The organism is Massilia rubra (genome assembly GCF_011682065.1).
Lineage (GTDB): Bacteria > Pseudomonadota > Gammaproteobacteria > Burkholderiales > Burkholderiaceae_D > Telluria_A > Telluria_A rubra.
In genome coordinates, this window is sequence record NZ_VUYU01000032.1 from 1 (window position 1) to 22,290 (window position 22,290).

The window sequence follows — 22,290 nt, forward strand, 5'->3', positions numbered from 1 at the left end:
GTGCCGGCGACGGTGAGCCCGGCGTCAAGACGATTTGGAAAGGGCTAAATCAAGTGCACGCCTCGGCAGAAACACTGCGCGCCCTACGCGATGGCTTGGGCTGACGGACTTATGTATAAGGGAATGCTTATAACCGGGGTCAGAGCATTTATTGGAAATGATTGTCCGCAGACTAGTCCTGACGCGGTCCTCTTCGCCGTGGCATTACATCGTTTTCGCTGGCAATCGCCATCTGATCAATGAACTCCTCGCTTCCAAAAACGGCGTTCTGATGAGTCGCATGGCGTAGCTGCTCGACCATTTCCCACGGCATTTCTTCCTCGAACAGTGCGCGATACCTGAGTTCGCGTTCGAGCCGCTCGGCTCCGAGGGCATCATAGAGGATGTGTGGTTCGATAATATTGTTTCTTTCTCCGTACGCGTTCGCTTGATAACTCGACCACCGATAGTCCAGCGGGTGAGTCGCCATGCCAGCCCGCACTGGGTTCAATTCGATGTAGCGTTGACATACAAACAAATATTGAGCGTCCTGGACCAGGCACGACCGATATCGTCCCTCCCACAGCGTCCCGGTGCGGCTACGACGCCGATTGACATACGGAACGTAGCGCTCCCCCAGCGCCTTCATCATGATGGCGGGCGATGAGCATGACTGCGGAGATACCAGTAAATGCACATGGTTGGTCATCAGTACATATGCATGCACACGACATCCTGCCTGCTGCGCGGAAAGACGGAGCATGTCGAGATACACAAGATAGTCCGCTTCAGTAAAAAAGCAGGGCAGGCGATTATTGCCTCGTTGAATGATGTGAAGCGGGATGTCGGGGACGGTCAAGCGGGGTCTGCGCGGCATAAGGCACTCATGAAAGAAGGTTGGGCATAAACGGGCTCAATCAGCGTATCGCTTGAGGCGGCTCGACTATGGTGTTGCATCAATTGGGTGCGACTTTATTGCTAGTTAAAGCTCTGACCCCGGTGGAAACAAGTGCATGCAATCGAGAATTTAGTTGCTAATAAAAGCTCTGACCCCGGTGGGAGCGCGGTCAAGCAACAAGTTGACGACCAGGCAAAGCGCGCTACACTTTGGTCTTGCCCACCGAATGGAGAAATGATGCGCCCGATCCCTTTGCAGTGCTGCCTCGCCATCCTCGCCGCCCTCGGGGCGCTCGCGCCGGCGCAGGCGGACACCGTCCTCGATAACGCCAACGGTTATACCCTCAACAGCCGCAATGAGCTGCTGCGCTTCACTTCCCTGGCGTTCGACGACAAGGGCCGCATCCTGGCCGTCGGCAGCGCCGCCCATACCCGCGCCAAGGCGCCCAAGGCGCGTCATATCGACCTGCAGGGCAAAACCGTCCTCCCCGGCCTGATCGACGCCCACGGCCATGTATTCGGCCTCGGCGAGATGCTCACCCAGCTCGACCTGGCCGGCAGCGCCACCCTGGCCGACGCCCTCACCGCGGCCACCGCGTACGCCCGCGCCAATCCCTCGCACGCCTGGCTGCGCGGCCGCGGCTGGAACCAGGAAATCTGGAAGCTGGGCCGCTTCCCCACCGCCGCCGAACTCGATGGCGCCGTCGCCGACCGCCCCATCTGGCTCGAACGGGTCGACGGCCACGCCGGCTGGGCCAACACGCGCGCCCTGCAACTGGCCGGCGTCACCAAAGACACGCCCGACCCGGCCGGCGGAAAAATCGTGCGCGACGCCGACGGCAATGCCACCGGGGTCCTGATCGACGCCGCCCAGGACCTGGTCGCCAAGGTCCTGCCCAGGCAGTCCGACGCCCAGGCCCGGGTGGTCCTCGAGCGCGCCCTCAAGCAGATTGCGCAAATGGGCCTGACCAGCGTGCACGATGCGGGCATCAACGTCAGCCAGGATGCGCTCTACCGCAGCTACGCCGACCAGGGCAAGCTCACCGCCCGCGTGTACGGCATGATCGGCGACGCCGGCGCCGACTTCGACCAGCTCTCGGCCAAAGGCCCGCTCAAGACCTATGCCAACGACCTGTATGCGCTGCGCGCGGTCAAGCTGTATTCGGACGGCGCCCTGGGCAGCCGCGGCGCCGCCCTGATCGCCCCCTACAGCGACGAGCCCAAGTCGCACGGCCTGCTGTTCCGCCAGGACGCGGATATCTACGCAATGATGGACAAGGCCATGCGGCGCGGCTACCAGGTCAACGTGCACGCCATCGGCGACGCCGGCAACCGCCAGATCCTGGATGGCTACCAGCAGCTGATCCCACGCTACAAAGGCAAGGGCGGCGCCGCGCTGCGCCACCGCATCGAGCACGCGCAGGTCGTCGCCCCGGCCGATATCGCGCGCTTCAAGACCATCGGCATCGTGCCGTCGATGCAGCCGACCCACGCCACCTCCGACATGAACATGGCCGAACAGCGCGTCGGCCCCGAACGCATCAAGGGCGCCTACGCCTGGCGCACCTTCCTCAAGCAGGGCTCTCGCATCGCTTGCGGCTCGGACTTCCCGGTCGAGTCGTCCAACCCCTTCTTCGGGATCCACGCGGCCGTCACGCGCCAGGATGCGGCAGGCCAGCCGGCCGCCGGCTGGTACCCCAACGAGGCCATGACGCTCAAGGAAGCGCTGCGCTGCTTCACGCTCGACGCGGCATACGCCGGCCACCAGGAACAATCCACCGGCTCGCTGGAAAAGGGCAAGTGGGCCGATTTCATCGTCGTCGACCAGGACCTGTTCGCCATGCCGGCAGCCGATATCCACAAGGTCGGCGTGCTGCAAACCTGGGTCGCAGGGCGCCAGGTGTTCAAGAAAGAGTAAGCCTGGAAGGGGGCGTTCGCAAGCGCGCATAAATGATTTGACTTGGTTGTATATACAACTTAGACTTTGAAGCTGCACGGGGCGCGTGGCGCTTGCGCACGCGCCTGCCCCTAAACTCTTGAAGGAGATGCCATGACCACCGATCCGACCAGTTTCGATGATGATCCCCGCTTCGACGCCAGCCGCACGATCCGCGCCCCGCGCGGCACCGAACTGGCTTGCAAAAGCTGGCTGACGGAGGCGGCCTACCGCATGATCCAGAATAATCTGGATGCGGAGGTGGCGGAAAATCCCAAGCACCTGGTGGTCTACGGCGGCATCGGCCGCGCGGCCCGCAACTGGGCCTGCTACGACCAGATCCTGGCGTCCCTGCGCGAACTGGAAGACGACCAGACCTTGCTGATCCAGTCCGGCAAACCGGTCGGCGTGTTCCAGACCCACCCCGACGCGCCGCGCGTGCTGATCGCGAACTCGAACCTGGTGCCCAAGTGGGCCAACTGGGAGCACTTCAATGAACTCGACCGCAAGGGCCTGTTCATGTACGGGCAGATGACCGCCGGCAGCTGGATCTATATCGGCACCCAGGGCATCGTGCAGGGCACGTACGAAACGTTCGCCGAGGCAGGCCGCCAGCATTTCGGCGGCGACTGGGGCGGACGCTGGATTCTCACCGCAGGCCTGGGCGGCATGGGCGGCGCGCAGCCGCTGGCGGCCACCTTCGCCGGCGCGGTCTCGCTCAATATCGAGTGCCAGCAAAGCAGCATCGACTTCCGCCTGCGCACCGGCTACCTCGACAAGCAGGCCACCGATATCGACCACGCCATGTCGCTGATCGCCCAACACACGGCGGCGCGCGAAGCGGTGTCGATCGGCTTGCTGGGCAACGCGGCCGATGTGCTGCCGGAGCTGGTGCGGCGCGCCAAAGCGGGCGGCCTGGTGCCCGACATGGTGACCGACCAGACCTCGGCGCATGACCTGATCAACGGTTACCTGCCGCGCGGCTGGACGGTGGAACAGTGGAAGGCCGCCCAGAAGGACCCGGCGCAGCACGCGCGCCTGACCGCCGAGGCGGCGTCGTCGTGCGCAGTGCACGTGCAGGCCATCCTCGACTTCCACGCCATGGGCGTGAAGGCGGTCGATTACGGTAACAACATCCGCCAGGTTGCCAAGGACCAGGGCGTGGCGAACGCCTTCGACTTCCCCGGCTTCGTGCCGGCCTACATCCGCCCGCAGTTCTGCGAAGGGCGCGGTCCGTTCCGCTGGGTGGCGCTGTCGGGCGATCCGGAAGATATCTACAAGACCGATGCCAAGATCAAGGAGCTGTTCCCGGAACAGAAACAGGTGCACCACTGGCTCGACATGGCGCGCGAGCGCATCGCCTTCCAGGGCCTGCCGGCGCGCATCTGCTGGCTGGGCCTGGGCGAACGCCACATCGCCGGCCTGGCGTTTAATGAAATGGTGCGCACGGGCGAGCTGAAAGCGCCTATCGTCATCGGTCGCGACCACCTCGATACCGGCTCGGTCGCCAGCCCGAATCGCGAAACGGAAGCCATGCGCGACGGCACCGACGCCGTCTCCGACTGGCCGCTCCTGAACGCGCTGCTCAATACCGCCGGCGGCGCCACCTGGGTCTCGCTGCATCACGGCGGCGGGGTCGGCATGGGCTACTCGCAGCATTCGGGCGTGGTCATCGTGGCCGACGGCACCGACGCCGCCGCCAAGCGGCTGGCGCGGGTGCTGGTCAACGACAGCGGCTCGGGTGTCATGCGCCACGCCGACGCCGGCTACGAGACGGCGGTGGCCTGCGCCAAGCGCAATGGCCTGAACCTGCCGATGCTTCCGTAACGGGCAACATTCCGACCCACGCATATCTGACCAGAGCAAACATGAACACGACTTCGAACCAAGGCTGGACCCTCACTCCCGGCGCCATGAGCATGGCCGACCTGCGCGCCGTCTGGGCCGCACCGGGCGCGCTGACGCTGGCGCCATCGGCTTACCCGGCCATCCTGGCCTCGGCCGCGGCGGTCGACGCCATCGTCGCCAAGGGCGACGCCGCCTACGGCATCAACACCGGTTTCGGCATCCTGGCCAAGACCCGCATTCCCGACGAAAAGCTGGAAGAACTGCAGCGCAACCTGATCCTGTCGCACTCGGTCGGCACCGGCGCGCTGTTGTCGGACGCGGTGGTGCGCCTGATCGTGCTGATGAAAATCGGCAGCCTGGCGCGCGGCTTTTCGGGCGTGCGCCCGCTCATCATCGACACCCTGATCGCGCTGTACAACGCCGGCATCATGCCCGCCATTCCGGCCAAGGGCTCGGTCGGCGCCTCGGGCGACCTGGCGCCGCTGGCGCACATGACGCTCGCCATGCTGGGCGTGGGCCAGGTGCGCGTCAATGGTGAGTTGATGGAAGCGGCGGATGCCCTCAAGGCGGCCGGCATCGCGCCGGTGGTGCTCGGCCCCAAGGAAGGCCTGGCGCTGATCAACGGCACCCAGGTCTCGACCGCGCTGGCGCTGCATGGCTTGTTCATGACCGAGCGCTTGCTGGAAGCGGCCATGGTGGCCGGTTCCCTGTCGCTGGACGCGGCCAAGGGCAGCGATGCGCCGTTCGACGCGCGCGTGCACGCAGTGCGCGGCCAGCCGGGCCAGATCGCGGCCGCCGCCATCTATCGCCAGCTGGTGGCGTCGAGCGCGATCCGCGCTTCGCACCTGGTCGGCGACGAGCGCGTGCAGGATCCGTATAGCCTGCGCTGCCAGCCGCAGGTCATGGGCGCGATCATGGACTTGATCGCGAACGTATCGCGCACCCTTTTGATCGAGGCGAATGCCGTGACCGACAATCCGCTCATTTTCGCCGACACCGGCGAGATCATCTCGGGCGGCAATTTCCACGCCGAGCCGGTCGCCTTTGCGGCCGACACGCTGGCGCTGGCGATCGCCGAAATCGGCGGCCTGGCCGAGCGCCGCATCGCGCTGCTGATCGACGCCACTTTATCGGGCCTGCCGCCATTCCTGGTGCGCGAGCCGGGCGTCAATTCGGGCTTCATGATCGCCCACGTCACCGCCGCCGCGCTGGCGTCGGAAAACAAGTCGCTGGCGCATCCGGCCAGCGTCGACAGCCTGCCCACCTCGGCCAACCAGGAAGACCACGTCAGCATGGCGACCTTCGCGGCGCGCCGCCTGGACGAGATGGCGCACAATACGGCGGTGATTGTCGCCATCGAGCTGCTGGCGGCGGCGCAGGGAATCGATTTCCATCGGCCGCTCACCTCCTCGCCGCACCTGGAGCACGTGCACCAGCAATTGCGCCGGAAGGTGCCGTTTTTCGATGCCGACCGCTTCTTCGCGCCCGATATCGAGGCGGCGCGCCAGATGGTGCTGGGCGGCGAATTGAGTGCGTCCTGCAAGGCGCTGTTCGCGGGGCTGTACGCTTGACTTGGTAATCAGGCCAACTAAGCAGGCCAACATGCAAAAAAAGTAAAGGTGGGCGATCATGGATTTTGACTTCAAGGCGGGCAGTATTCCTTTGCTGGTGTCGATGCCGCACGTGGGCACCGATATCCCGGACGACATCGCCGCGCGCCTGTCGCCCGACGCGCTGGCCCGTCCCGACACCGACTGGCACCTGGCCCGCTTGTACGGCTTCCTGGGGGAGATGGGCGCCTCGACCCTGGCGGCGCGCTGGTCGCGCTACGTGATCGACCTCAATCGCCCGCCCGAAGACACCAACCTGTATCCGGGGCTGGACACGACCGGGCTTTGTCCGGTCGATACCTTCGCCAACACGGCGCTGTACCAGGATGGCCGCGAGCCCGACGAGCACGACGTGCGCGGACGGCTGGTGCGCTACTGGCAGCCGTATCACCGCCAGCTGCGCGGCGAAATCGACCGCCTGCTGGCGCTGCACGGCAAGGTGGTGCTGTGGGATGCGCATTCGATCGCATCAAGGGTGCCGCGCTTTTTCCAGGGCCGCCTGCCGGACCTCAATTTCGGCAGCGCCCAGGGCACTTCCTGCGCGCCCGGACTCGAACATGCCGTGGTCGGCGTGGCGCAGGCGCAGGACCGTTTTTCGGTCGCCGTCAACGGCCGCTTCAAGGGCGGCTACATCACGCGCCACTACGGCCAGCCCGACGTCAACGTGCACGCAATCCAGCTGGAGATGTGCCAGGTGCTGTACATGGATGAAAGCGCGCCGTTCGCCTACCGGCCGGAGGTCGCGGCCGAGGTCCAGCCGCTGCTGCGCAAGCTGGCCGAAGCGGCCGTGGGATGGGTGCGCGAATGAGCGAGCCGATGAGTGAGCCGTCCGCCCTGTTCGCGCGCCACGCCTTGCTGGCGCACGGCTGGGAGAGCAACGTCCTGCTCGAATGGGATGCGGGCGGCACCTTGTTGACGGTCGCGCCGGGCGCCGTGCACGCCGGCCAGCCCTTGGCCGACATCGTCTTGCCCGGCATGGTCAACCTGCATTCGCACGCTTTCCAGCGCGCCCTCGGCGGCCTGACCGAAACCGCCGGCGACGGGCCGGACAGCTTCTGGACCTGGCGCCAGCTGATGTACCGCTTCGCGCACAACATCACGCCCGAGCATATCGAGGCCATCGCCGCGCAGCTGTTCTCGGAATGCCTGCGTCATGGTTACACGTCGGTGTGCGAATTTCATTACGTGCAGCGCGACCAGGCCGGGGCGCTGTACGCGCGCCCGGCGCAAACGGCCGAACGCGTGGTCGCCGCCGCGCACATGACCGGCATCGGCGTGACCATGCTGCCGGTCCTGTACAGCTACGCCGGCTTCGGCGACAAGCCGCTCGCGCCCGAGCAGCAGCGTTTTCGCAGCGATACCGCCGACGTGCTGCGCATCGTCGAGGCGCTCGAACCTTTGCGCGGCAGGCAGGTCGAAGTTGGCGTGGCGCCGCATTCGCTGCGCGCCGCGTCGCTGGGCCAGATCGGCGAGCTGCTGGCGGCGCTGCCGGCGGGCCGTCCGCTGCACATCCACATCGCCGAGCAGCAGGGCGAAGTCGAACAATGCCTGGCGGCGACCGGCCAGCGCCCCGTGCGCTATTTGATGGATAACGTCGCGCTGGACGCGCGCTGGTGCCTGGTGCACGCCACCCACCTGGACGATGGCGAAGTCGCGGCGCTGGCCGCCAGCGGCGCCGTGGCCGGCCTGTGCCCGACCACCGAGGCCAACCTGGGCGACGGCCTGTTCCCGCTCGCGCCGTTCCTGGCCGCCGGCGGGCGCATCGGCATCGGCAGCGACAGCCACGTGTCGCAGTCGCCGGTGGAGGAGTTACGCTGGCTCGAATACGGCCAGCGCCTGCTGCACCAGAAGCGCAACGTGGCGGCCTCGCCAGCGCAGCGCCGCGTGGGCGACTTTTTGTGGCAAAGTGCCTTGCAGGGCGGCGCGCTGGCCAGCGGACGCCCGGTGGGCGTGCTGGCGGCGGGCAAACGGGCCGACCTGCTGGTGCTCGACAGCGAGCATCCGAATCTGGCCGGTATCGGCGCGGACGATGTGCTGGGTAGTTTTATCTTCTGCGGGAACGACAATCTGGTCAGGGATGTGATGGTGGGCGGCCGCTGGGTCGTGCGCCATCGCGAGCACATTGCGCAAACGGCGATTGCGCAGCGCTACAAACAGACCATCGCCCAACTGCGCAAGCTACGACCATGACGATCCTGATTCCCTACGCCAGCCTGGTGGCGTCCCCGTGGAAAAACGGCGGCGGCAGCACCACCGAAATCGCGCTCTCGCCGCCGCACGCGGGGCTCGACTCTTTCGATTGGCGCATCAGCCTGGCCACCATCGCCAGCAGCGGGCCGTTCTCGGTCTTCGAGGGCATCGACCGCACCCTGGCGCTGGTCGACGGCCCGGGCGTGACGTTCGATATCGAGGGCGACGGCCGCTTTGTGCTCAGCGACGAGGAGCCGGTGCTCGAATTTGCCGGTGAAGCGCAGGTTGTCGCCACCGTCGGCGCGCAGCCGACCACGGACTTTAACGTCATGACGCGCCGCTTGCGTTGCTCCCACCAGCTGGGCAGGCGCAGCCTGTCGGGCATGTCCGGTTTTGCCACGCGCGCCGACCTGACCATCCTGTTCCTGGCCGAAGGCGACAGCCTGGAGGTGAGCAGCGACGATGAACGGTTCGGCATGGTGCGCTACGATGCGGTGCTGTTCGATAGCGACGCCACCTGGACGCTGGAAGCGGGCCAGGCGACGATCTTCATCGTCGATATCTACTTTCACCAGGACTAGCCGATGTTCGTCTACGACACGCTGTTTACCAATGTGCACCTGGCCACCATGGAGCAGGGTTACGGCGAATTGCGCGACAGCGCGGTCGCGGTGCATGAAGGCCGCATCGCTTGGCTCGGGCCGCGCGCCAAAGCGCCGCCGGCGAAAACCGTGCACGATGGCGGCGGCTGCTGGCTCACGCCCGGCCTGGTCGACTGCCACACCCACATCGTCCACGCCGGCAACCGCAGCGACGAATTCGAGGCGCGCCTGAACGGCGCCACCTATGAAGACATCGCCAACGCCGGCGGCGGCATCATGTCCACCGTGCGCGCCACCCGCGCCGCGTCCGAAGACGAGCTGCTGCGCCAGAGCCTTCCGCGCGTGGCCAGCCTGCTGGCCGAAGGCGTGACCACGCTCGAAATCAAGTCCGGCTACGGCCTGACGTTGGACGACGAAGCCAAGATGCTGCGCGCGGCGCGCCGCGTGGCGCACATGCTGCCGGTCGCCGTGTCGGCCACCTTCCTGGGCGCGCACGCGCTGCCGCCCGAATTTGCCGGCCGCGCCGACGACTATGTGGACGAGATCTGCCAGCGCATGCTGCCGCAACTGGCGGCCCTTGGCCTGGCCGACGCGGTCGACGCCTTTTGCGAGCGGATCGGCTTTACCAATGCCCAGACCGAGCGCATTTTCGAGGCCGCGCGGCGCCACGGCATGCCGGTCAAGCTGCATGCGGAGCAGTTGTCGGACCAGGGCGGGGCCGAGCTGGTGGCGCGCTTCGGCGGACTGTCGGCCGATCACCTCGAACATCTGAGCCTGGCCGGCATCGACGCCATGGCGGCGGCCGGCACGGTGGCGGTGCTGCTGCCGGGGGCGTACTACTTCCTGCGCGATACCGTGCAGCCGCCGGTTGCCGCCCTGCGCGCAGCGGGCGTGCCGATGGCGGTGGCCACCGACTGCAATCCCGGCACCTCGCCGCTGACATCGATCCTGCTGGCGATGAACATGGCCTGCACCCTGTGGCGCCTGACGCCGCAGGAGGCGCTGGCCGGCGCCACCATCCACGCCGCGCGCGCGCTCGGCATGGCGACCGAGATCGGCTCGCTGGCGGTGGGCAAGCGCGCCGATTTCGCGCTGTGGGACATCGCGCGCCCGGCCGACCTGTCGTACGCGATGGGCTTGAACCCCTGCCGCGCTGTCGTCAATGCGGGCGTGCTGCGCAAACCGGTGGTAAGCTTGCCCGATTAATTTGTCGGGAGAGTGCCGTGCGCACCTTTTTTGCCACGGCCTTGCGCTGGCTATCTGTCTTTACGCTGCTTCTCGGGGGCGCCGCCACGGCGGCCGGCGGCGACACCCTGCGCGTCGGTTCCAAGCGCTTCACCGAGTCGTACATCCTGGGCGAAGTGCTGACCCAGACCGCAGCGACCCAAGGCAAGGCCGAACACCGCCAGGGCCTGGGCAATACCGCCATCGTGCTGGCCGCGCTGCAGGCCGGCAGCATCGACGTGTATCCCGAATATCGGGGCACGATCGAGCTCGAAATCCTCAAGAACAGCAGCCCCGGTTCGCTCGAGCAGATGCGCGCCGCCTTGAAACCCATGGGCCTGGGCGTGGCCGTGCCGCTCGGCTTCAACAATACCTACGCGCTGGCCATGCGCGCCGACAGCAAGGATATGGCGAGCCTGTCGGACCTGGCGCGCCAGCCGGGGCTCCAGCTCGGCCTGTCGCACGAATTCATCGGCCGTGCCGACGGCTGGCCGGGCCTCAGGCAGCGCTACGGGCTGCCGCACACGCCGCGCGGGCTCGATCACGGCATCGCCTACGAGGCCCTGGCGCAGCGCCAGGTCGACCTGATCGACATCTATTCGACCGACGCCAAGATCCGGCAATATGGCCTGCGCGTGCTCAAGGACGACCTGGGGTATTTTCCGCGCTACGACGCCATGCTGTTGTACCGGCTCGACGCGCCGCAGCGCTTTCCCGGGCAGTGGGCCGCCATCGCCAAACTGGAAGGGCGCATCACGGCCGAGCAGATGATCGCCATGAACGCGCAAGTCGAACTGGAAGGCAAGACCTTTGCCGCCGTGGCCAAGAACTGGCTGGTCCCGGCCAGTGCTGCGCACGGTCCCGCGCGCGGGGGCCTGATGAGCAAGATGTTCGACGCCGGCCTGTGGACCCTGACGCGCCAGCACGTGCTGCTGGTGCTGGCGTCGGTGATCCTGGCCTGCCTGGTCGGCATTCCGCTCGGGATCGTGGCCGCTTTCGCGCCACGGCTGCGGCAAACGGTGCTGGCGCTGGCCGGCATGCTGCAAACGGTGCCCTCGCTGGCCTTGCTGGCGATATTGATTCCGCTGTTGGGCATGATCGGCACCGTGCCGGCGTTAGTCGCCCTGTTCGTCTACGCGCTGCTGCCGATCGTGCGCAATACCTGCACCGGCCTGTTGGGCGTGCCGCAGGGCTTGCGCACGGCGGCGCAGGCGCTGGGCCTGGGCCGGCGCGCTATCTTGATCGATGTCGAACTGCCGCTGGCGCTGCCGGTGATCCTGGCCGGCATCAAGACGGCGGCGGTGATGAGCGTGGGCACCGCGACGATCGCGGCCTTTATCGGCGCGGGCGGCTTTGGCGAGCGCATCACGATCGGCCTTGCGCTCAACGATAACGATATGCTCCTGGCCGGCGCGATTCCGGCGGCGCTGCTGGCTTTGCTGACGCAGGGTTTGTTTGAAGCGGGAGAACGCTTGATCGCGCGCCGCAATTAGTGTTGCGCGCTTGATCCGCCAGCGCTGTGGTTTGCGCCGCGTCAAAGGCGCCGTTTCGGAGAAGGTAATAATTGCTTACAACAAGTTACGTAACTAAACAGAGGTAAGCAATTGTAAAGCCCGGCCAGTTCGCTGCAAGCGGCAACTATAGTGAAGCCGTAGATTGTCTCCAGTCTCCCCTCCCCATTCTAAAAAAATGGGTTTGCCCACGGTGATGTTATCCCGTGGGCTTTTTCTTTTTCAGGCCGCCGCAAGCTTGCCCAGCGCCTCGCCGTCGACGCGGCAGATACGCCAGTCCGGCAAGATCTGCGCACCCACGCTCTTGTAAAAGTTGATGGCGTTCTCGTTCCAGTCCAGCACCGACCATTCGAACCGTCCGCACTCGCGTTGCAGCGCCAGCTGCGCCAGCGCGGCCAGCATCTGCTTGCCGTAGCCCTTGCCGCGATGAACTTGTTTGACGTACAAGTCTTCCAGATACAGGCCCTTGCGCGTGAGGAAGGTGGAAAAATTGTGGAAGAACAAGGCGAAACAGGCGACTTCCTCACCCTCGACCCCGACCAGCGCTTCGCACGATGGACGCGGGCCGAACAGGGCGTCGTGCAACTGCGCTTCGGTGGCCACCACCAGGTGTTCGAGTTTTTCGAACACGGCCAGCTCGACGATCATGCCGTAAATGTGGGCGACGTCGGACGGCTGCGCCGGGCGGATGCTGAAATTGTTATCGGTAGTCATGGAACCTCGGGAATGGCGGCCAGGCTCGCTGCTGGCGCGGGTTGGGTTGAAGCGGAAGAGGGCGCGGACGCCGATACGGCCGGCGCGCGCAGTGCCCAGGCGACACTGGCCAGGCACACGGCCATGCCCAGCCATTCGACCGGGCCGGGCCGGTAATGTTCGAGCTGGATCGACAGCAGCACGGAAATGACGGGTGTTACCACGCCGATGTACACGGCTTTTGCCGAGCCGATGCGGTTGATCAGGGTGAAGTAGGCGTTGAAGGCGATCACCGAGCCGAACAGCGACAGGTACAGCAACGCCATCCAGTAGCGCGGCGCGGCCGGCAGCACGAATGGCTGGCCGCTGGCGAGCGCCCAGGCGGCTACCATCGAGGTGCCCCAGAACATCGACCAGGCCATGGTCAGCATCAGGTTCGACGATTGCTCGCGCACCTTGGCTACCACCACCGTGCCGGCCGAGCTGGCAATGGTGGCGACCAGGGCCAGTACCAGGCCGAGCAGGAAGTGGCCGCTGCCGCCGCCGGCGATTTCTTTCCAGGCGCCGGCAATCGAGTTGAAGAACAGCATCGTCACGCCGACGATGGCGATCAGGCCGGCGGCCCAGGTGCGCCAGGAAATCGGCGTGCCGAAGGCGATGCGGCTGCAGATCGGGGTCCAGAACACCATCAGCGCGAACAGCACCGCCACCAGGCCCGACACCAGGTATTGCTCGGAACCGTAAGTGCACACGTACGACAGGGCAAAGGTGAAAAATCCTTGCAACATCACCCAGCGCTGGGCGCGCCATGGCAGGCGCAGCTTGTCGCCGCGCACCAGGCACCAGGCGAACAGGGTGGCCGAGGCCAGCCCGAAGCGGTACACCACCGACACTGCGGGCGCGACTTCGCCCAGCTGCAAGGTGATGGCAAAAAAGGTGGAGCCCCAGATCAGGGCCGCGATCGCGAAGAGGAGTGGAGATGACATCCGGAAAGTATACGGTGATTCGCAACTTTCTGCCCGCCAGCCTCAATCGGCTACCAGGCCAGGTTGAGGCGCCGGTACAGGAAGCTCAGCACGAACAGCGGGCCGATCAGCAGGAAGCGCAGGTCGTCAAAGAACGATGGCTTTTTGCCCTCGATCTTGTGGCCGATGAACTGCCCGATCCAGGCCAGCACGAAAATGGCCAGCGACAGCGGCAACACGGTGGCCGGCGGCATCAGGCTGAGCAGGCCGAGCATCAGGGCCGACATGGCCAGCATGCCGGCCGCAAACGGTTTTGATAACTGGAAGTAATAGCACAGCGACAGCACGGTGACGGCCACGGCCGCGAACGGGTGGATCCACCAGATAATGCCGAGCAGGGTGAACACGATCACCGGCACGCAGACGAAGTGAATCAACTCGTTGGTGTGGTTCAGGTGGCTTTCGCTGTATTTGGCGAGCAAGGTGTCGATGGCGCGCGGCTGGTTAGCTTGGTCCATGGGAGTCTCCGGATTTTGTTGTTGTGGTTGGCTTGCCGGACGATTCTACACCTCTCTCGCGGGCTGCTAGAATCGCGGCATGAACGATTTTCAGCTTGCCAATGTCGAAGCGGACGAGGCCACGCTCAAGCACTGTTTTGCGCCGGTGGTCGATGCGCACACCCGCATTCTTGTGCTCGGCAGCCTGCCGGGCGAGCGCTCGCTCGCGCAGCAGCAATATTATGGCAACCGCCAGAACCGCTTCTGGGCGCTGATGTCGGAAGTCACCGGTGTCGACCTGGTGGCGTTCGATTACGAGGCGCGCCTGGCGGCTTTGCTAACGCACGGCATCGGCCTGTGGGATGTGGTGGCGCAGGCCCGCCGCGAGGGCAGTCTGGACAGCCAGATTCGCGGCCATGTCGGCAACGACCTGGCGGGGCTGGTGCAGAGCCTGCCGCAGCTGGCAACGATTGCATTCAATGGCGGCACGGCGGCGCGGCTGGGAATGAAGGCGCTGGGCGAACTGGCGCGGCGCTATCGCATCGTCAACCTGCCGTCGAGCAGCCCGGCCTACACGGCGCCGTATGCCGATAAATTGCTGGTGTGGCGGACCTTGGGGGATGAGGTCAGTCCCCAGGCGAGCAGCCCGGCATAGTCCATGCCCGCGCGCTCGCAGCAACGAGCGTCACCGATGATGCGATTTGCATTAACCATAGAATAATATTTATCTTGACGCAAGTTTGGCATGCGACTAGGATTTCCTTGCCGCTCTAAGCGGTACACCGTTGGATTGAATTTCGCTATTTTTAGAGAGATACGAAAATGAAAAATCAAAATGGAATGAAAACGTTCGCGTTCAAGCTGGCCGAGAAAAAAACCAAAGAAGCAAAACCGGCGCCGCAGTGGCAAGCGCGCGAAGGCGTCTCCACTGCCGGCTGCTCCGGTCCCGATGCACGCGGCGACCGCCGTCCGGGCCGCGACAACGGCATCTATTGCTGACAACGTCGCTGGATAACAAGCCTTGCTCGTCGCAGGGCTTTTTTTATCCATATCGCTGTCCTCCACGTCACTTTTTGAAAGATCGGTCCATGGAAAAGCAAGAGAACACCAAGTTGTTTGCCTTCAAACTGGCTGAAAAGAAAGCCAAACAAGCCAAGCCAGCCCCGCAATGGAAACTGCGCGACGGCGTCGCCAGCGCCGGCTGCTCCGGCGAAGACCAGCGTGCAGATGGGTACTGGGGCCGCGATCTCGGCGTATGGTGCTGAGCGCCTGACACCCGGGCAAGCCCTGCTCTTTCGGGCAGGGCGTTTTCCGTTACATCTTCAAAGCGGCATATGGCGAAAAAGGTTCTGATTGTCAGTAACAGCGCCGACCTGCACGTCGACCTGCTCATCCCCATCCTGCAAGCGAAAGGATGCGCGGCCTTCCGCATCGACCTCGATGCTTTCCCGCGCGATTACCAGAGCGCCCAATGGTTTGCCGCGGGTAGCCTGCGCCAGTGGATCCGCCACCTGCCCTCGGGCGTGTCGCTCGACCTGGCCGAAGTAGGCGCGATCTGGAGCCGCAAGCCGGCCGAATTCGGTTTTCTCAGCCCCGACCTCGGGGTCCAGGAACGCCTCTTCGCCAGGGCCGAAACCGAGCAGGCGCTGTTCGGCATGCTCTACACGCTCGACTGCTTCTGGATGAGCCATCCATTAGCCCTGCGCGGCGCCATGTGGAAGGGCGAGCAATTGCAGCGCGCCGCGCGCATGGGCTTTCGCATTCCCGCGTCGCTGACGACCAATTCACCCGCCGAAGTGAAAGCCTTCCGCGCCAGTTTTGATGGCCCGATGATCTTCAAGGCCCTGTCCAGCCCCAATCTCGGGGGCGAGGACCTGGCCGACGATGAGCGCGTGGCGCAGGGCATCGGCACCACCGTGGTCGACGATGCCATGTTCGATCAACTGGACTCGGTCGGCGAACTGGCCTGCCATTTTCAGGAGTACATTCCCAAACGGTACGAACTGCGCGTGACGATCATCGGCGAGCGCGTGTTCGCGGCCAGGATCCATTCGCAGGACGACCAACGCACCGCCATCGATTCGCGCGACATGTCGGCCGATATCCTGTACGAGGCGACTGTCTTGCCGGACGCGCTGCGCGAGCGCTGCCTGGCGTTCGTGCGCAGCTACGGACTGGCCTACGGCGCGCTGGACCTGATCGTCACGCCCGATGACGAGATCGTTTTCCTGGAAAATAATCCGGTCGGCCAGTTCCTCTACATCGAGCAGTTGATTCCCGCATTGGCCATGCTCGACGCGCTGGCCGACCGACTTGTCGAGGAGTGCGCATGACCCAGTCACACCGTTTCCCAGTGCGTGAGCAGATCAAGGAGATCGAAGCGCTGCGCGACAGCCGCGTGCTGGTGTTGGCCGCCTCCAACCTGGACATGGAGATCCTGCCGACTCTATATGAACAGTGCCGCGCAATCGGCCGGGTGGCGCGCCTGGACGTGGTGCTGCAATGCCGCGGCGGCATCGTCAACGCGGCGCGCCGCATCGCGCTGCTGCTGCGCCAGTTCAGCGAGCACTTGGCGTTCATCGTGCCGTATCACTGCGAATCCTCGGCCACCATCCTGGCGCTGGCGGCCGATGAAATCATCGCCGGCGACCTGGCCATGTTCTCGCCGATCGATCCGCACCTGCATGGCGGGGCCGACGACGACAGCGCCGCCTCATCGTTCTCGTGCCAGGACATCAAGATGTTCGGCGCCATGAGCGAGGAGTGGTTCGGCGTCAGTTCCGACGAAGCGCGCCTGCAGTCGCTCGGTCTTCTGTGCAACAGCATCTTTCCGCCGACCCTCACCGCGTTTTACCGCAGCACCGAGGAAGTGATGCGGATCGGCGAAGAACTGCTGCGCTTTCACATGCCCGACAAACCCGAGGCCACGCGCCAGGACGTGGTCAAGGAACTGATGTTCGGCCATTACTCGCATAACTACGCGCTCACCGGCGAGGAGCTGGCAAAACTGGGGTTGAACATCCGGCGCGAAGCGCAGGTCGAGGAATGCGCCTGGCGCATATCGCGCGTGCTGCAAACGATTGTCGGCGGCGGCCTGCGCGAATCGGCCGAGGCGCCGTGGAACGATGTGCTGCTGGCCACGCGCGACGGCGGCATGCTGCGCGAACATCGCAGCGGCGGCTTCCTGCCGCGCTGGAGCAAGCTGGCCGTATGAGCGCCGCAGCCTACCTCGCGGAGATCATCCGCTTCTTCACTGCCTTTTTGCTCGTGTGCGCCGCCATCGGCAAATTGCGCACGCTGTCCGCATTCACGCATAACCTGGTCGAGTCGTTCGGCGTGAAGCGGCAGGCGTCGGCGCTGCTGGCGCCCGCCGTCATCGCGGCCGAGGCGCTGCTGGCGGGCCTGATCCTGGCCGGCGGCGGCATCGGCCGCATCGGCATGGCGGCCGCCCTCGTGCTGTTCGTCGTGCTGACGGCGCTCGTCGGCTACCGCTACGTGGTCGAAGGCAGCGTCAAATGCAGCTGCTTCGGCGAGAGCGAACGGCCGGTATCGGGCTACGACTTGCTGCGCAACGGCTTGGTCATCGCCGCCATCGGCGCCTGCCTTGCATTGCCCGGCGGGGCCGTTTTCGGCAAAAAGGAAAGCGTGCTGGCCGCCGCGCTGGCGACGATTGCCACGATCGGCGCCATCGGCTTCCACGATCTTGCCCGTACCCTGAAGCGGAGCGCGTGATGGATAGCGACGTCCTGGCCGTCATCCTGCTGCTGCTGGCGTTGAGCGTGGCGCTGAACCTCAAGCTGTCGTTGCAGCTCTTGAAAGTCGTGCATCATCTCAGCGCGGCCGCAAAGGCGGCATCGATCCTGCCGCTGGGCGAAGCGCTTGACGCCTTTAGCGGCAAACGCCTGGCCGACGGCGCGCCTCTCACGGTGGGCGATGACGGCCAGCCGGCGGTGCTGCTGTTCCTCTCCAGCGCTTGCCCCAAATGCCGCCACAAGCTGCCCGAGATCGAACACCTGGCGCCGCTGGCGCGCGAAGCCGGCGTGGCGCTCTGGCTGGTCAGCCTGGAGCCGGGCTGGCGCCTGCGCCGCTTCCTGCAAGCGACCACGCTGGAAGGCAGCACCGTGCGCGTCTCCGGCGCCGACTACGGCATGCTCAACCCGCTCATGTCTTCACCTTCGTACCTGTTCGTCAGCCAGGCCGGCACCCTGGACGCGCGCGGCATGATCGGCGACGACGACTGGCGCAGTTTTTGCGAACAGATGGACGAGATGCCGACGGCGCAAGAGGCAGGCGCGTGAGCCGGGCGTCGCCCCATCTCGACCGCCTGCGCCTGCTGCGCCCCTTCGCCGGCCGCCTGTGCGCGGGCCTGGTGTGCATGGCGGTGACGGTGCTGATCCAGCTGGCCTATCCCAAGGCGCTGTCGTACTTCATCGATAACATCAACGTGAGGAACGACATGGCGTGGTTCAGCTCACTGGCGCTGATCATGCTGGCCGTGCTCGCGCTGCAGGCAGTGGCGGCCACCGCGCGCTATTACATTTTCGAGTCGACCGGCTACATGATCGTCACGCGCATCCGGCGTCAGTTGTACGCGGCGCTGATCGGGCAGCCAATCGGCTTCTACGACAAGCACCACGTCGGCGAACTGACTAACCGCCTCACGGCCGATGTCGAAATCCTGCACGACACGCTGACCATGGGGATGGCCGTCTCGCTGCGCTGCCTGTGCGTGTTCATCGGCGGCGTGGCGATGCTGCTGGCAATTTCGCCGGTCCTCTGCCTGATGCTGGTGATCTTTTTGCCGGCGACGCTATTCATCGGCAAAATGACGGGCAAGGTGTACCGCAAGCGCGCCAGCCTGATGCAGGACGGCCAGGCCGAATGCGGCAAGGTCGCGCAGGAGCATTTTTCGAATATCCGCCTGGTGCATGCCTTCAGCCAGCAGCGCACCGCGCGCGCGCGTTACGCCGGCGCGACCGGGCATGCCTTGTCGCTGTCGGTGTCGAGCAGCGCGCTGTTTGCGCTGTTTCGCGGCGGCTCGTCGTTCCTGGTGTACCTGGCGCTGCTGGGGACTTTATGGTTCGGCGCGCGCCTGATCGGACAGGGCGCGCTGTCGGTGGGCGACCTGACCGCCTTTATCCTGTACGCCAGCATGGTGACCGAAGCGGCCGGCGCCATCGGCGAATTCTGGAACGCGTGGATGCGCACCATCGGCGCCACCGAATGGATCTTCAACGTCATCAACAGCGAACGCGCGCAGCAAGCCGCGCCGGGTGGCGAGGTGCGCTTGCAGGGCAAGCTGGCATTCGAGAACGTGGCGTTTGCGTATCCCGAACGGCCGGATACGCCGGCGTTGAACGGCATCGATTTTTCGATTGCCGCCGGCGAGACGATTGCGCTGGTCGGCGCATCCGGCGCCGGCAAGTCGACCATCGCCAGCCTGATCCTGGGTTTCTACCAGCCCGACAGCGGCAGCATTTTGTTCGACGGTGCTCACGCCAGCGCCATGACGCTGGCGGGCATCCGCAGCAAGCTGGCGATCGTGGAGCAGGAGCCATCGCTTTTTTCGGGAAGCATATTCGAGAACATCGCGTTCGCGGTGGCCGAACGCGACGTGACCCTGGATGAAGTGAAGGCGGCGGCCAGCCTGGCCTATGCCCACGATTTCATCAGCGCCTTCCCGGATGGCTATGACACCGTGGTCGGCGAGCGTGGCGCGCAACTGTCGGGCGGGCAGAAACAGCGCATCGCGATTGCGCGCGCCCTGCTGCGCGATCCGCGCATCCTGATCCTCGACGAAGCGACCAGCGCGCTCGATTCCTCCAGCGAACTGCAGGTGCAGCGCGCGCTCGACACCTTGATGCAAGGGCGCACCACGATCATCATCGCGCACCGCTTTTCCACCATCGTCAAAGCCGACCGCATCTTGGTGCTGGAGCAGGGCAGGCTGGCGCAGCAGGGCACGCACGCGCAACTGGTGGCGCAGCAGGAGGGCTTGTACTTCCACCTGATGCGCCACCAGTTGGCACGGGCCGGCGACGATCTGGTTCCGGCTTAAGCCCCGGCTGCCGTCAGCGTTTTGCTGAACTGCGATACGCCATTGAGATCGAACAGCTCGACCTTCATCGCCTTCGACTGCGGGTCGATATTGACTTCGCCGAAGAACTGGTAGCCGGCGAACGGCGACGAATTCTGGATCGGCGGCGCCTTGGCAAACACCTCGGTCGGGCCGAACGTCATATCGAGCTTGCCCGGACCGAAGGCGCCGGCATTCATCGGGCCGGCCACGAATTCCCAGAACGGCGCAAAATCGGTGAAGTGCGCCTTGGCCGGGTCGTAGTAATGGGCCGCGCAGTAATGCACGTCGGTCGTGATCCAGACCACGTTCGGCACCGCCTTGATGCCCTTGAGCAGGCGCGCCATTTCCAGCTCGCGTCCCGAGGCCGGCCCGCTCACGCCATTGGCCACCGCTTCCCACATCGCCACGCCTTTGGCGTCCTTGCCGTCGGCGACTTCCAGCCCGATCGGCATGTCCGACGAGATGACTTTCCAGGTCGCTTTCGAGGCGCTCAGTTCGGCGATCAGCCAGTCCACCTGGGCCGAGCCGAGGATGGCCGAAGCGGCGTTTTCCTCGGTCTGCAGGTTGGTGCTGTTGGGACCACGATAGCTGCGCATGTCGATCACGAACACGTCGAGCAGCGGGCCGTAAGCGATGCTGCGGTAGATGCGCTGGGGTTCGGCCTGTTTGTAAAAGCGCATCGGCGCGTATTCCAGGAAGGCGCGCCGGCCACGCTCGGCCAGGGTGGCGACGTTCTTTTCCTTGTAGCGCGCATCGGCCGCCAGGTCCTTGGCGCCGCTGTAGTTGTTGGTCACTTCGTGGTCGTCCCACTGCCAGATCTGCGGCACTTGCGCGGCGAATTTGCGAAAGTTCAGGTCGAGCGTGTTGTAAGAGTGGCGGCCACGGAATTCCTTGAGCGTTTCGGCGACCTTGCTCACCTCTTCGGTCACGATGCTTTTCCAGATCTGGCCATTTTCGGCCTTCGCTTCGGCCGCGATCGGGCCGTCGGCGTAGACCGTGTCGCCGTTATGGATGAAGAAATCCGGATCGCGCTTGCGCATCGATTCGTACATGCGCACGCCGCCGAAATCCGTATTGATGCCCCAGCCCTGGCCGGCCTGGTCGCCGCTCCAGTGGAAGCGGATGGCGCGCTTGCCGTCCGCCTGCGGCATGGTGCGGAACTGGCCCGCGACGGGCTCGCTCTCGATGCGGCCATTGGCCGGGTCGACGTACTTCACGCGCACGAACACGGTCTGGCCGGCCGGGAGGCCCGACAAGTCGACGCGCGAGGTGAAGTCGGTGGCCTCGGTGGCGGTCGGGCCGGCAATGCGGCTGGCGTTGGTGAAGCGCTCGCTGGTGTCGTATTCGACAATCATTTGCGCAGTGCGGTCGCTGCGGCTCCAGATCACGGCGCGTTCGCCGGTCACGTCGCCGAACTGGATCCCCGAGGGCAGCTTGGGCCGTTCGGCGTCGCTGGTGACGATGGCCGGAGCAGGGGAGTCGGAACCGCCGCAGGCCGACAGCAGCAGCGACCCGTTGAGCGCCGTGCCGCCGGCGATGATGCCGCCGCGCGTGAGGAAACCGCGGCGTGAAAGTGTTGAGGTCATGAAGGCTCCAGTGAAGAATGGCTGGAAGTCTAGAGCCTGTTTATGACCTATTCATGAATTGCTAAAGGGAAATCATGTTGCGCCGGCCAGGGCGCGCAGCACGCCGGCGCTGTCGCCGATGGTGGCGTATTCGCCGTCCAGGTTGGCCAGCGCCATCGCGTGCACGTCGGCGGCGCTGCGCGCCTGGCCGGCGTAGTCGGTGCAGGCAAAGGCGAAGCAGGCGTCGGCCACCACGGTGGTGTCGAAGCCCAGGTTACCGGCGCTGCGCGCGCTGCCTTCGACTGAATTGTTGGTGCTCACGCCGGCCATGACGATGCGCGTGATGCCGCGCACGCGCAGCCAGCGTTCGAGGCCCGAATGGATGAACGCATCGGGCACGTTTTTCTCGACCACGTGTTCCCGCGCCAGCGGCAGCAGCGCATCCTGAAATTCGGCGCCCGGCTGGCCGGGCCAGAACAAGCTGCCCGGCGTGCGCGACATGTGGCGCACGTGGACCACGGGCGCATCGACGGCGCGCCACGCCGCCAGCAGGTCGGCGATGCGCGAGCCGGCCTGCGGGTTGTTACGCTCTCCCGCGGCCGGATTGGCCATGGCTTTTTGCATGTCGATGATGATCAAGGCTGGCAGGTCGGTGCGCATGCGGGCTCGCTGAAGAAGGGACGAGCGTCGATTA

Annotated in this window: 22 protein-coding genes; 16 read left to right on the top strand and 6 right to left on the bottom strand. The window is 65.3% G+C overall.

All coding sequences use genetic code 11. The features are described 5' to 3' along the window. Positions 1–172 precede the first annotated feature (172 nt). On the bottom strand, positions 173–838 hold the full coding sequence (locus F0185_RS29385) for a transposase (protein ID WP_229477260.1): 666 nt from the start codon (positions 836–838) through the stop codon (positions 173–175). A 276-nt stretch (positions 839–1,114) separates the two neighbouring features. On the opposite strand from F0185_RS29385, the gene F0185_RS29390 reads away from it, so the two are divergent. From F0185_RS29390 to F0185_RS29425, 8 genes are all read left to right on the top strand, one after another. Beyond that, entirely contained in the window at positions 1,115–2,794 is a 1,680-nt protein-coding gene (locus F0185_RS29390) for an amidohydrolase (protein WP_167231209.1), read from the top strand. Positions 2,795–2,926: 132 nt separating this feature from the next. Further along, on the top strand, positions 2,927–4,639 hold the full coding sequence (gene hutU, locus F0185_RS29395; protein ID WP_167231212.1) for a urocanate hydratase: 1,713 nt from the start codon (positions 2,927–2,929) through the stop codon (positions 4,637–4,639). Between the two features lie 41 nt (positions 4,640–4,680). Continuing rightward, positions 4,681–6,231, top strand: a complete 1,551-nt coding sequence (gene hutH, locus F0185_RS29400) for a histidine ammonia-lyase (protein ID WP_167231215.1) — start codon at positions 4,681–4,683, stop codon at positions 6,229–6,231. Between the two features lie 58 nt (positions 6,232–6,289). Continuing rightward, positions 6,290–7,078 (top strand): N-formylglutamate deformylase, encoded by a 789-nt coding sequence (gene hutG / locus F0185_RS29405; protein WP_167231218.1) that lies wholly within the window; start codon positions 6,290–6,292, stop codon positions 7,076–7,078. Positions 7,079–7,086: 8 nt separating this feature from the next. Further along, on the top strand, positions 7,087–8,460 hold the full coding sequence (locus F0185_RS29410; protein WP_166887487.1) for a formimidoylglutamate deiminase: 1,374 nt from the start codon (positions 7,087–7,089) through the stop codon (positions 8,458–8,460). Then, complete coding sequence (locus F0185_RS29415) at positions 8,457–9,041, top strand: HutD/Ves family protein (RefSeq protein ID WP_167231221.1); 585 nt, start codon at positions 8,457–8,459, stop codon at positions 9,039–9,041. Before F0185_RS29410 ends, F0185_RS29415 begins: the two co-directional genes overlap by 4 nt. 3 nt (positions 9,042–9,044) lie before the next feature. Beyond that, on the top strand, positions 9,045–10,268 hold the full coding sequence (hutI, locus tag F0185_RS29420) for an imidazolonepropionase (RefSeq protein ID WP_167231224.1): 1,224 nt from the start codon (positions 9,045–9,047) through the stop codon (positions 10,266–10,268). Between the two features lie 17 nt (positions 10,269–10,285). Beyond that, positions 10,286–11,779, top strand: a complete 1,494-nt coding sequence (locus F0185_RS29425) for an ABC transporter permease/substrate-binding protein (protein ID WP_167231227.1) — start codon at positions 10,286–10,288, stop codon at positions 11,777–11,779. A 240-nt stretch (positions 11,780–12,019) separates the two neighbouring features. On the opposite strand, the gene F0185_RS29430 is transcribed toward F0185_RS29425, so the two are convergent. Genes F0185_RS29430 through F0185_RS29440 form a run of 3 tightly spaced genes read right to left on the bottom strand, consistent with a single transcriptional unit; the run spans position 12,020 to position 13,973 of the window. Then, a complete protein-coding gene (locus F0185_RS29430; RefSeq protein WP_166887478.1) occupies positions 12,020–12,511 on the bottom strand; it encodes a GNAT family N-acetyltransferase in 492 nt (163 codons plus the stop codon). Then, positions 12,508–13,476: a DMT family transporter gene (locus F0185_RS29435; RefSeq protein WP_167231230.1), complete on the bottom strand. Its 969-nt coding sequence runs from the start codon at positions 13,474–13,476 to the stop codon at positions 12,508–12,510. The genes F0185_RS29430 and F0185_RS29435 overlap by 4 nt, the downstream gene beginning before the upstream one ends. 50 nt (positions 13,477–13,526) lie before the next feature. After that, on the bottom strand, positions 13,527–13,973 hold the full coding sequence (locus F0185_RS29440) for an Mpo1 family 2-hydroxy fatty acid dioxygenase (protein WP_167231233.1): 447 nt from the start codon (positions 13,971–13,973) through the stop codon (positions 13,527–13,529). A gap of 79 nt (positions 13,974–14,052) precedes the next feature. Between F0185_RS29440 and F0185_RS29445 the strand changes: the two genes are divergently transcribed. The 8 genes from F0185_RS29445 (at position 14,053) to F0185_RS29480 (ending at position 20,010) form a co-directional block, all read left to right on the top strand. Next, the gene (locus F0185_RS29445; protein ID WP_167231236.1) at positions 14,053–14,607 is read left to right on the top strand and encodes a DNA-deoxyinosine glycosylase; all 555 of its coding nucleotides are present in this window, start codon (positions 14,053–14,055) and stop codon (positions 14,605–14,607) included. A 185-nt stretch (positions 14,608–14,792) separates the two neighbouring features. Continuing rightward, positions 14,793–14,951, top strand: coding sequence for a hypothetical protein (locus F0185_RS29450; RefSeq protein WP_167231203.1), 159 nt, complete (start codon positions 14,793–14,795; stop codon positions 14,949–14,951). Positions 14,952–15,040: 89 nt separating this feature from the next. Further along, positions 15,041–15,217 (top strand): hypothetical protein, encoded by a 177-nt coding sequence (locus F0185_RS29455; protein ID WP_166887463.1) that lies wholly within the window; start codon positions 15,041–15,043, stop codon positions 15,215–15,217. Between the two features lie 69 nt (positions 15,218–15,286). Continuing rightward, entirely contained in the window at positions 15,287–16,285 is a 999-nt protein-coding gene (locus F0185_RS29460) for an ATP-grasp domain-containing protein (RefSeq protein ID WP_167231239.1), read from the top strand. Continuing rightward, entirely contained in the window at positions 16,282–17,166 is an 885-nt protein-coding gene (locus tag F0185_RS29465) for an SDH family Clp fold serine proteinase (RefSeq protein ID WP_167231242.1), read from the top strand. Before F0185_RS29460 ends, F0185_RS29465 begins: the two co-directional genes overlap by 4 nt. Beyond that, a complete protein-coding gene (locus F0185_RS29470; protein ID WP_167231245.1) occupies positions 17,163–17,684 on the top strand; it encodes a MauE/DoxX family redox-associated membrane protein in 522 nt (173 codons plus the stop codon). The genes F0185_RS29465 and F0185_RS29470 overlap by 4 nt, the downstream gene beginning before the upstream one ends. After that, a complete protein-coding gene (locus tag F0185_RS29475; RefSeq protein WP_167231249.1) occupies positions 17,684–18,250 on the top strand; it encodes a TlpA family protein disulfide reductase in 567 nt (188 codons plus the stop codon). Before F0185_RS29470 ends, F0185_RS29475 begins: the two co-directional genes overlap by 1 nt. Continuing rightward, complete coding sequence (locus F0185_RS29480; RefSeq protein ID WP_370664088.1) at positions 18,247–20,010, top strand: ABC transporter ATP-binding protein; 1,764 nt, start codon at positions 18,247–18,249, stop codon at positions 20,008–20,010. Before F0185_RS29475 ends, F0185_RS29480 begins: the two co-directional genes overlap by 4 nt. On the opposite strand, the gene F0185_RS29485 is transcribed toward F0185_RS29480, so the two are convergent. Both F0185_RS29485 and F0185_RS29490 read right to left on the bottom strand, forming a co-directional pair. Then, positions 20,007–21,617 carry an alkaline phosphatase D family protein gene (locus F0185_RS29485; RefSeq protein WP_167231252.1) on the bottom strand — a complete coding sequence of 537 codons (1,611 nt, stop codon included), beginning with the start codon at positions 21,615–21,617 and terminating at the stop codon, positions 20,007–20,009. The two genes, F0185_RS29480 and F0185_RS29485, sit on opposite strands and share 4 nt — an antisense overlap. Before the next feature lie 72 nt (positions 21,618–21,689). Continuing rightward, on the bottom strand, positions 21,690–22,256 hold the full coding sequence (locus F0185_RS29490) for a cysteine hydrolase family protein (RefSeq protein ID WP_167231255.1): 567 nt from the start codon (positions 22,254–22,256) through the stop codon (positions 21,690–21,692). Positions 22,257–22,290 lie beyond the last annotated feature (34 nt).

What these genes read in the sequence shown, in the direction of transcription:
- F0185_RS29390 (WP_167231209.1), top strand. Translation starts at nt 1,115, where the DNA reads ATGCGCCCGATCCCTTTGCAGTGCTGCCTCGCCATCCTCGCCGCCCTC.
- hutU (WP_167231212.1), top strand. Translation starts at nt 2,927, where the DNA reads ATGACCACCGATCCGACCAGTTTCGATGATGATCCCCGCTTCGACGCC.
- hutH (WP_167231215.1), top strand. Translation starts at nt 4,681, where the DNA reads ATGAACACGACTTCGAACCAAGGCTGGACCCTCACTCCCGGCGCCATG.
- hutG (WP_167231218.1), top strand. Translation starts at nt 6,290, where the DNA reads ATGGATTTTGACTTCAAGGCGGGCAGTATTCCTTTGCTGGTGTCGATG.
- F0185_RS29410 (WP_166887487.1), top strand. Translation starts at nt 7,087, where the DNA reads ATGAGTGAGCCGTCCGCCCTGTTCGCGCGCCACGCCTTGCTGGCGCAC.
- F0185_RS29415 (WP_167231221.1), top strand. Translation starts at nt 8,457, where the DNA reads ATGACGATCCTGATTCCCTACGCCAGCCTGGTGGCGTCCCCGTGGAAA.
- hutI (WP_167231224.1), top strand. Translation starts at nt 9,045, where the DNA reads ATGTTCGTCTACGACACGCTGTTTACCAATGTGCACCTGGCCACCATG.
- F0185_RS29430 (WP_166887478.1), bottom strand. Translation starts at nt 12,511, where the DNA reads ATGACTACCGATAACAATTTCAGCATCCGCCCGGCGCAGCCGTCCGAC.
- F0185_RS29435 (WP_167231230.1), bottom strand. Translation starts at nt 13,476, where the DNA reads ATGTCATCTCCACTCCTCTTCGCGATCGCGGCCCTGATCTGGGGCTCC.
- F0185_RS29440 (WP_167231233.1), bottom strand. Translation starts at nt 13,973, where the DNA reads ATGGACCAAGCTAACCAGCCGCGCGCCATCGACACCTTGCTCGCCAAA.
- F0185_RS29445 (WP_167231236.1), top strand. Translation starts at nt 14,053, where the DNA reads ATGAACGATTTTCAGCTTGCCAATGTCGAAGCGGACGAGGCCACGCTC.
- F0185_RS29450 (WP_167231203.1), top strand. Translation starts at nt 14,793, where the DNA reads ATGAAAACGTTCGCGTTCAAGCTGGCCGAGAAAAAAACCAAAGAAGCA.
- F0185_RS29455 (WP_166887463.1), top strand. Translation starts at nt 15,041, where the DNA reads ATGGAAAAGCAAGAGAACACCAAGTTGTTTGCCTTCAAACTGGCTGAA.
- F0185_RS29460 (WP_167231239.1), top strand. Translation starts at nt 15,287, where the DNA reads ATGGCGAAAAAGGTTCTGATTGTCAGTAACAGCGCCGACCTGCACGTC.
- F0185_RS29465 (WP_167231242.1), top strand. Translation starts at nt 16,282, where the DNA reads ATGACCCAGTCACACCGTTTCCCAGTGCGTGAGCAGATCAAGGAGATC.
- F0185_RS29470 (WP_167231245.1), top strand. Translation starts at nt 17,163, where the DNA reads ATGAGCGCCGCAGCCTACCTCGCGGAGATCATCCGCTTCTTCACTGCC.
- F0185_RS29475 (WP_167231249.1), top strand. Translation starts at nt 17,684, where the DNA reads ATGGATAGCGACGTCCTGGCCGTCATCCTGCTGCTGCTGGCGTTGAGC.
- F0185_RS29485 (WP_167231252.1), bottom strand. Translation starts at nt 21,617, where the DNA reads ATGACCTCAACACTTTCACGCCGCGGTTTCCTCACGCGCGGCGGCATC.
- F0185_RS29490 (WP_167231255.1), bottom strand. Translation starts at nt 22,256, where the DNA reads ATGCGCACCGACCTGCCAGCCTTGATCATCATCGACATGCAAAAAGCC.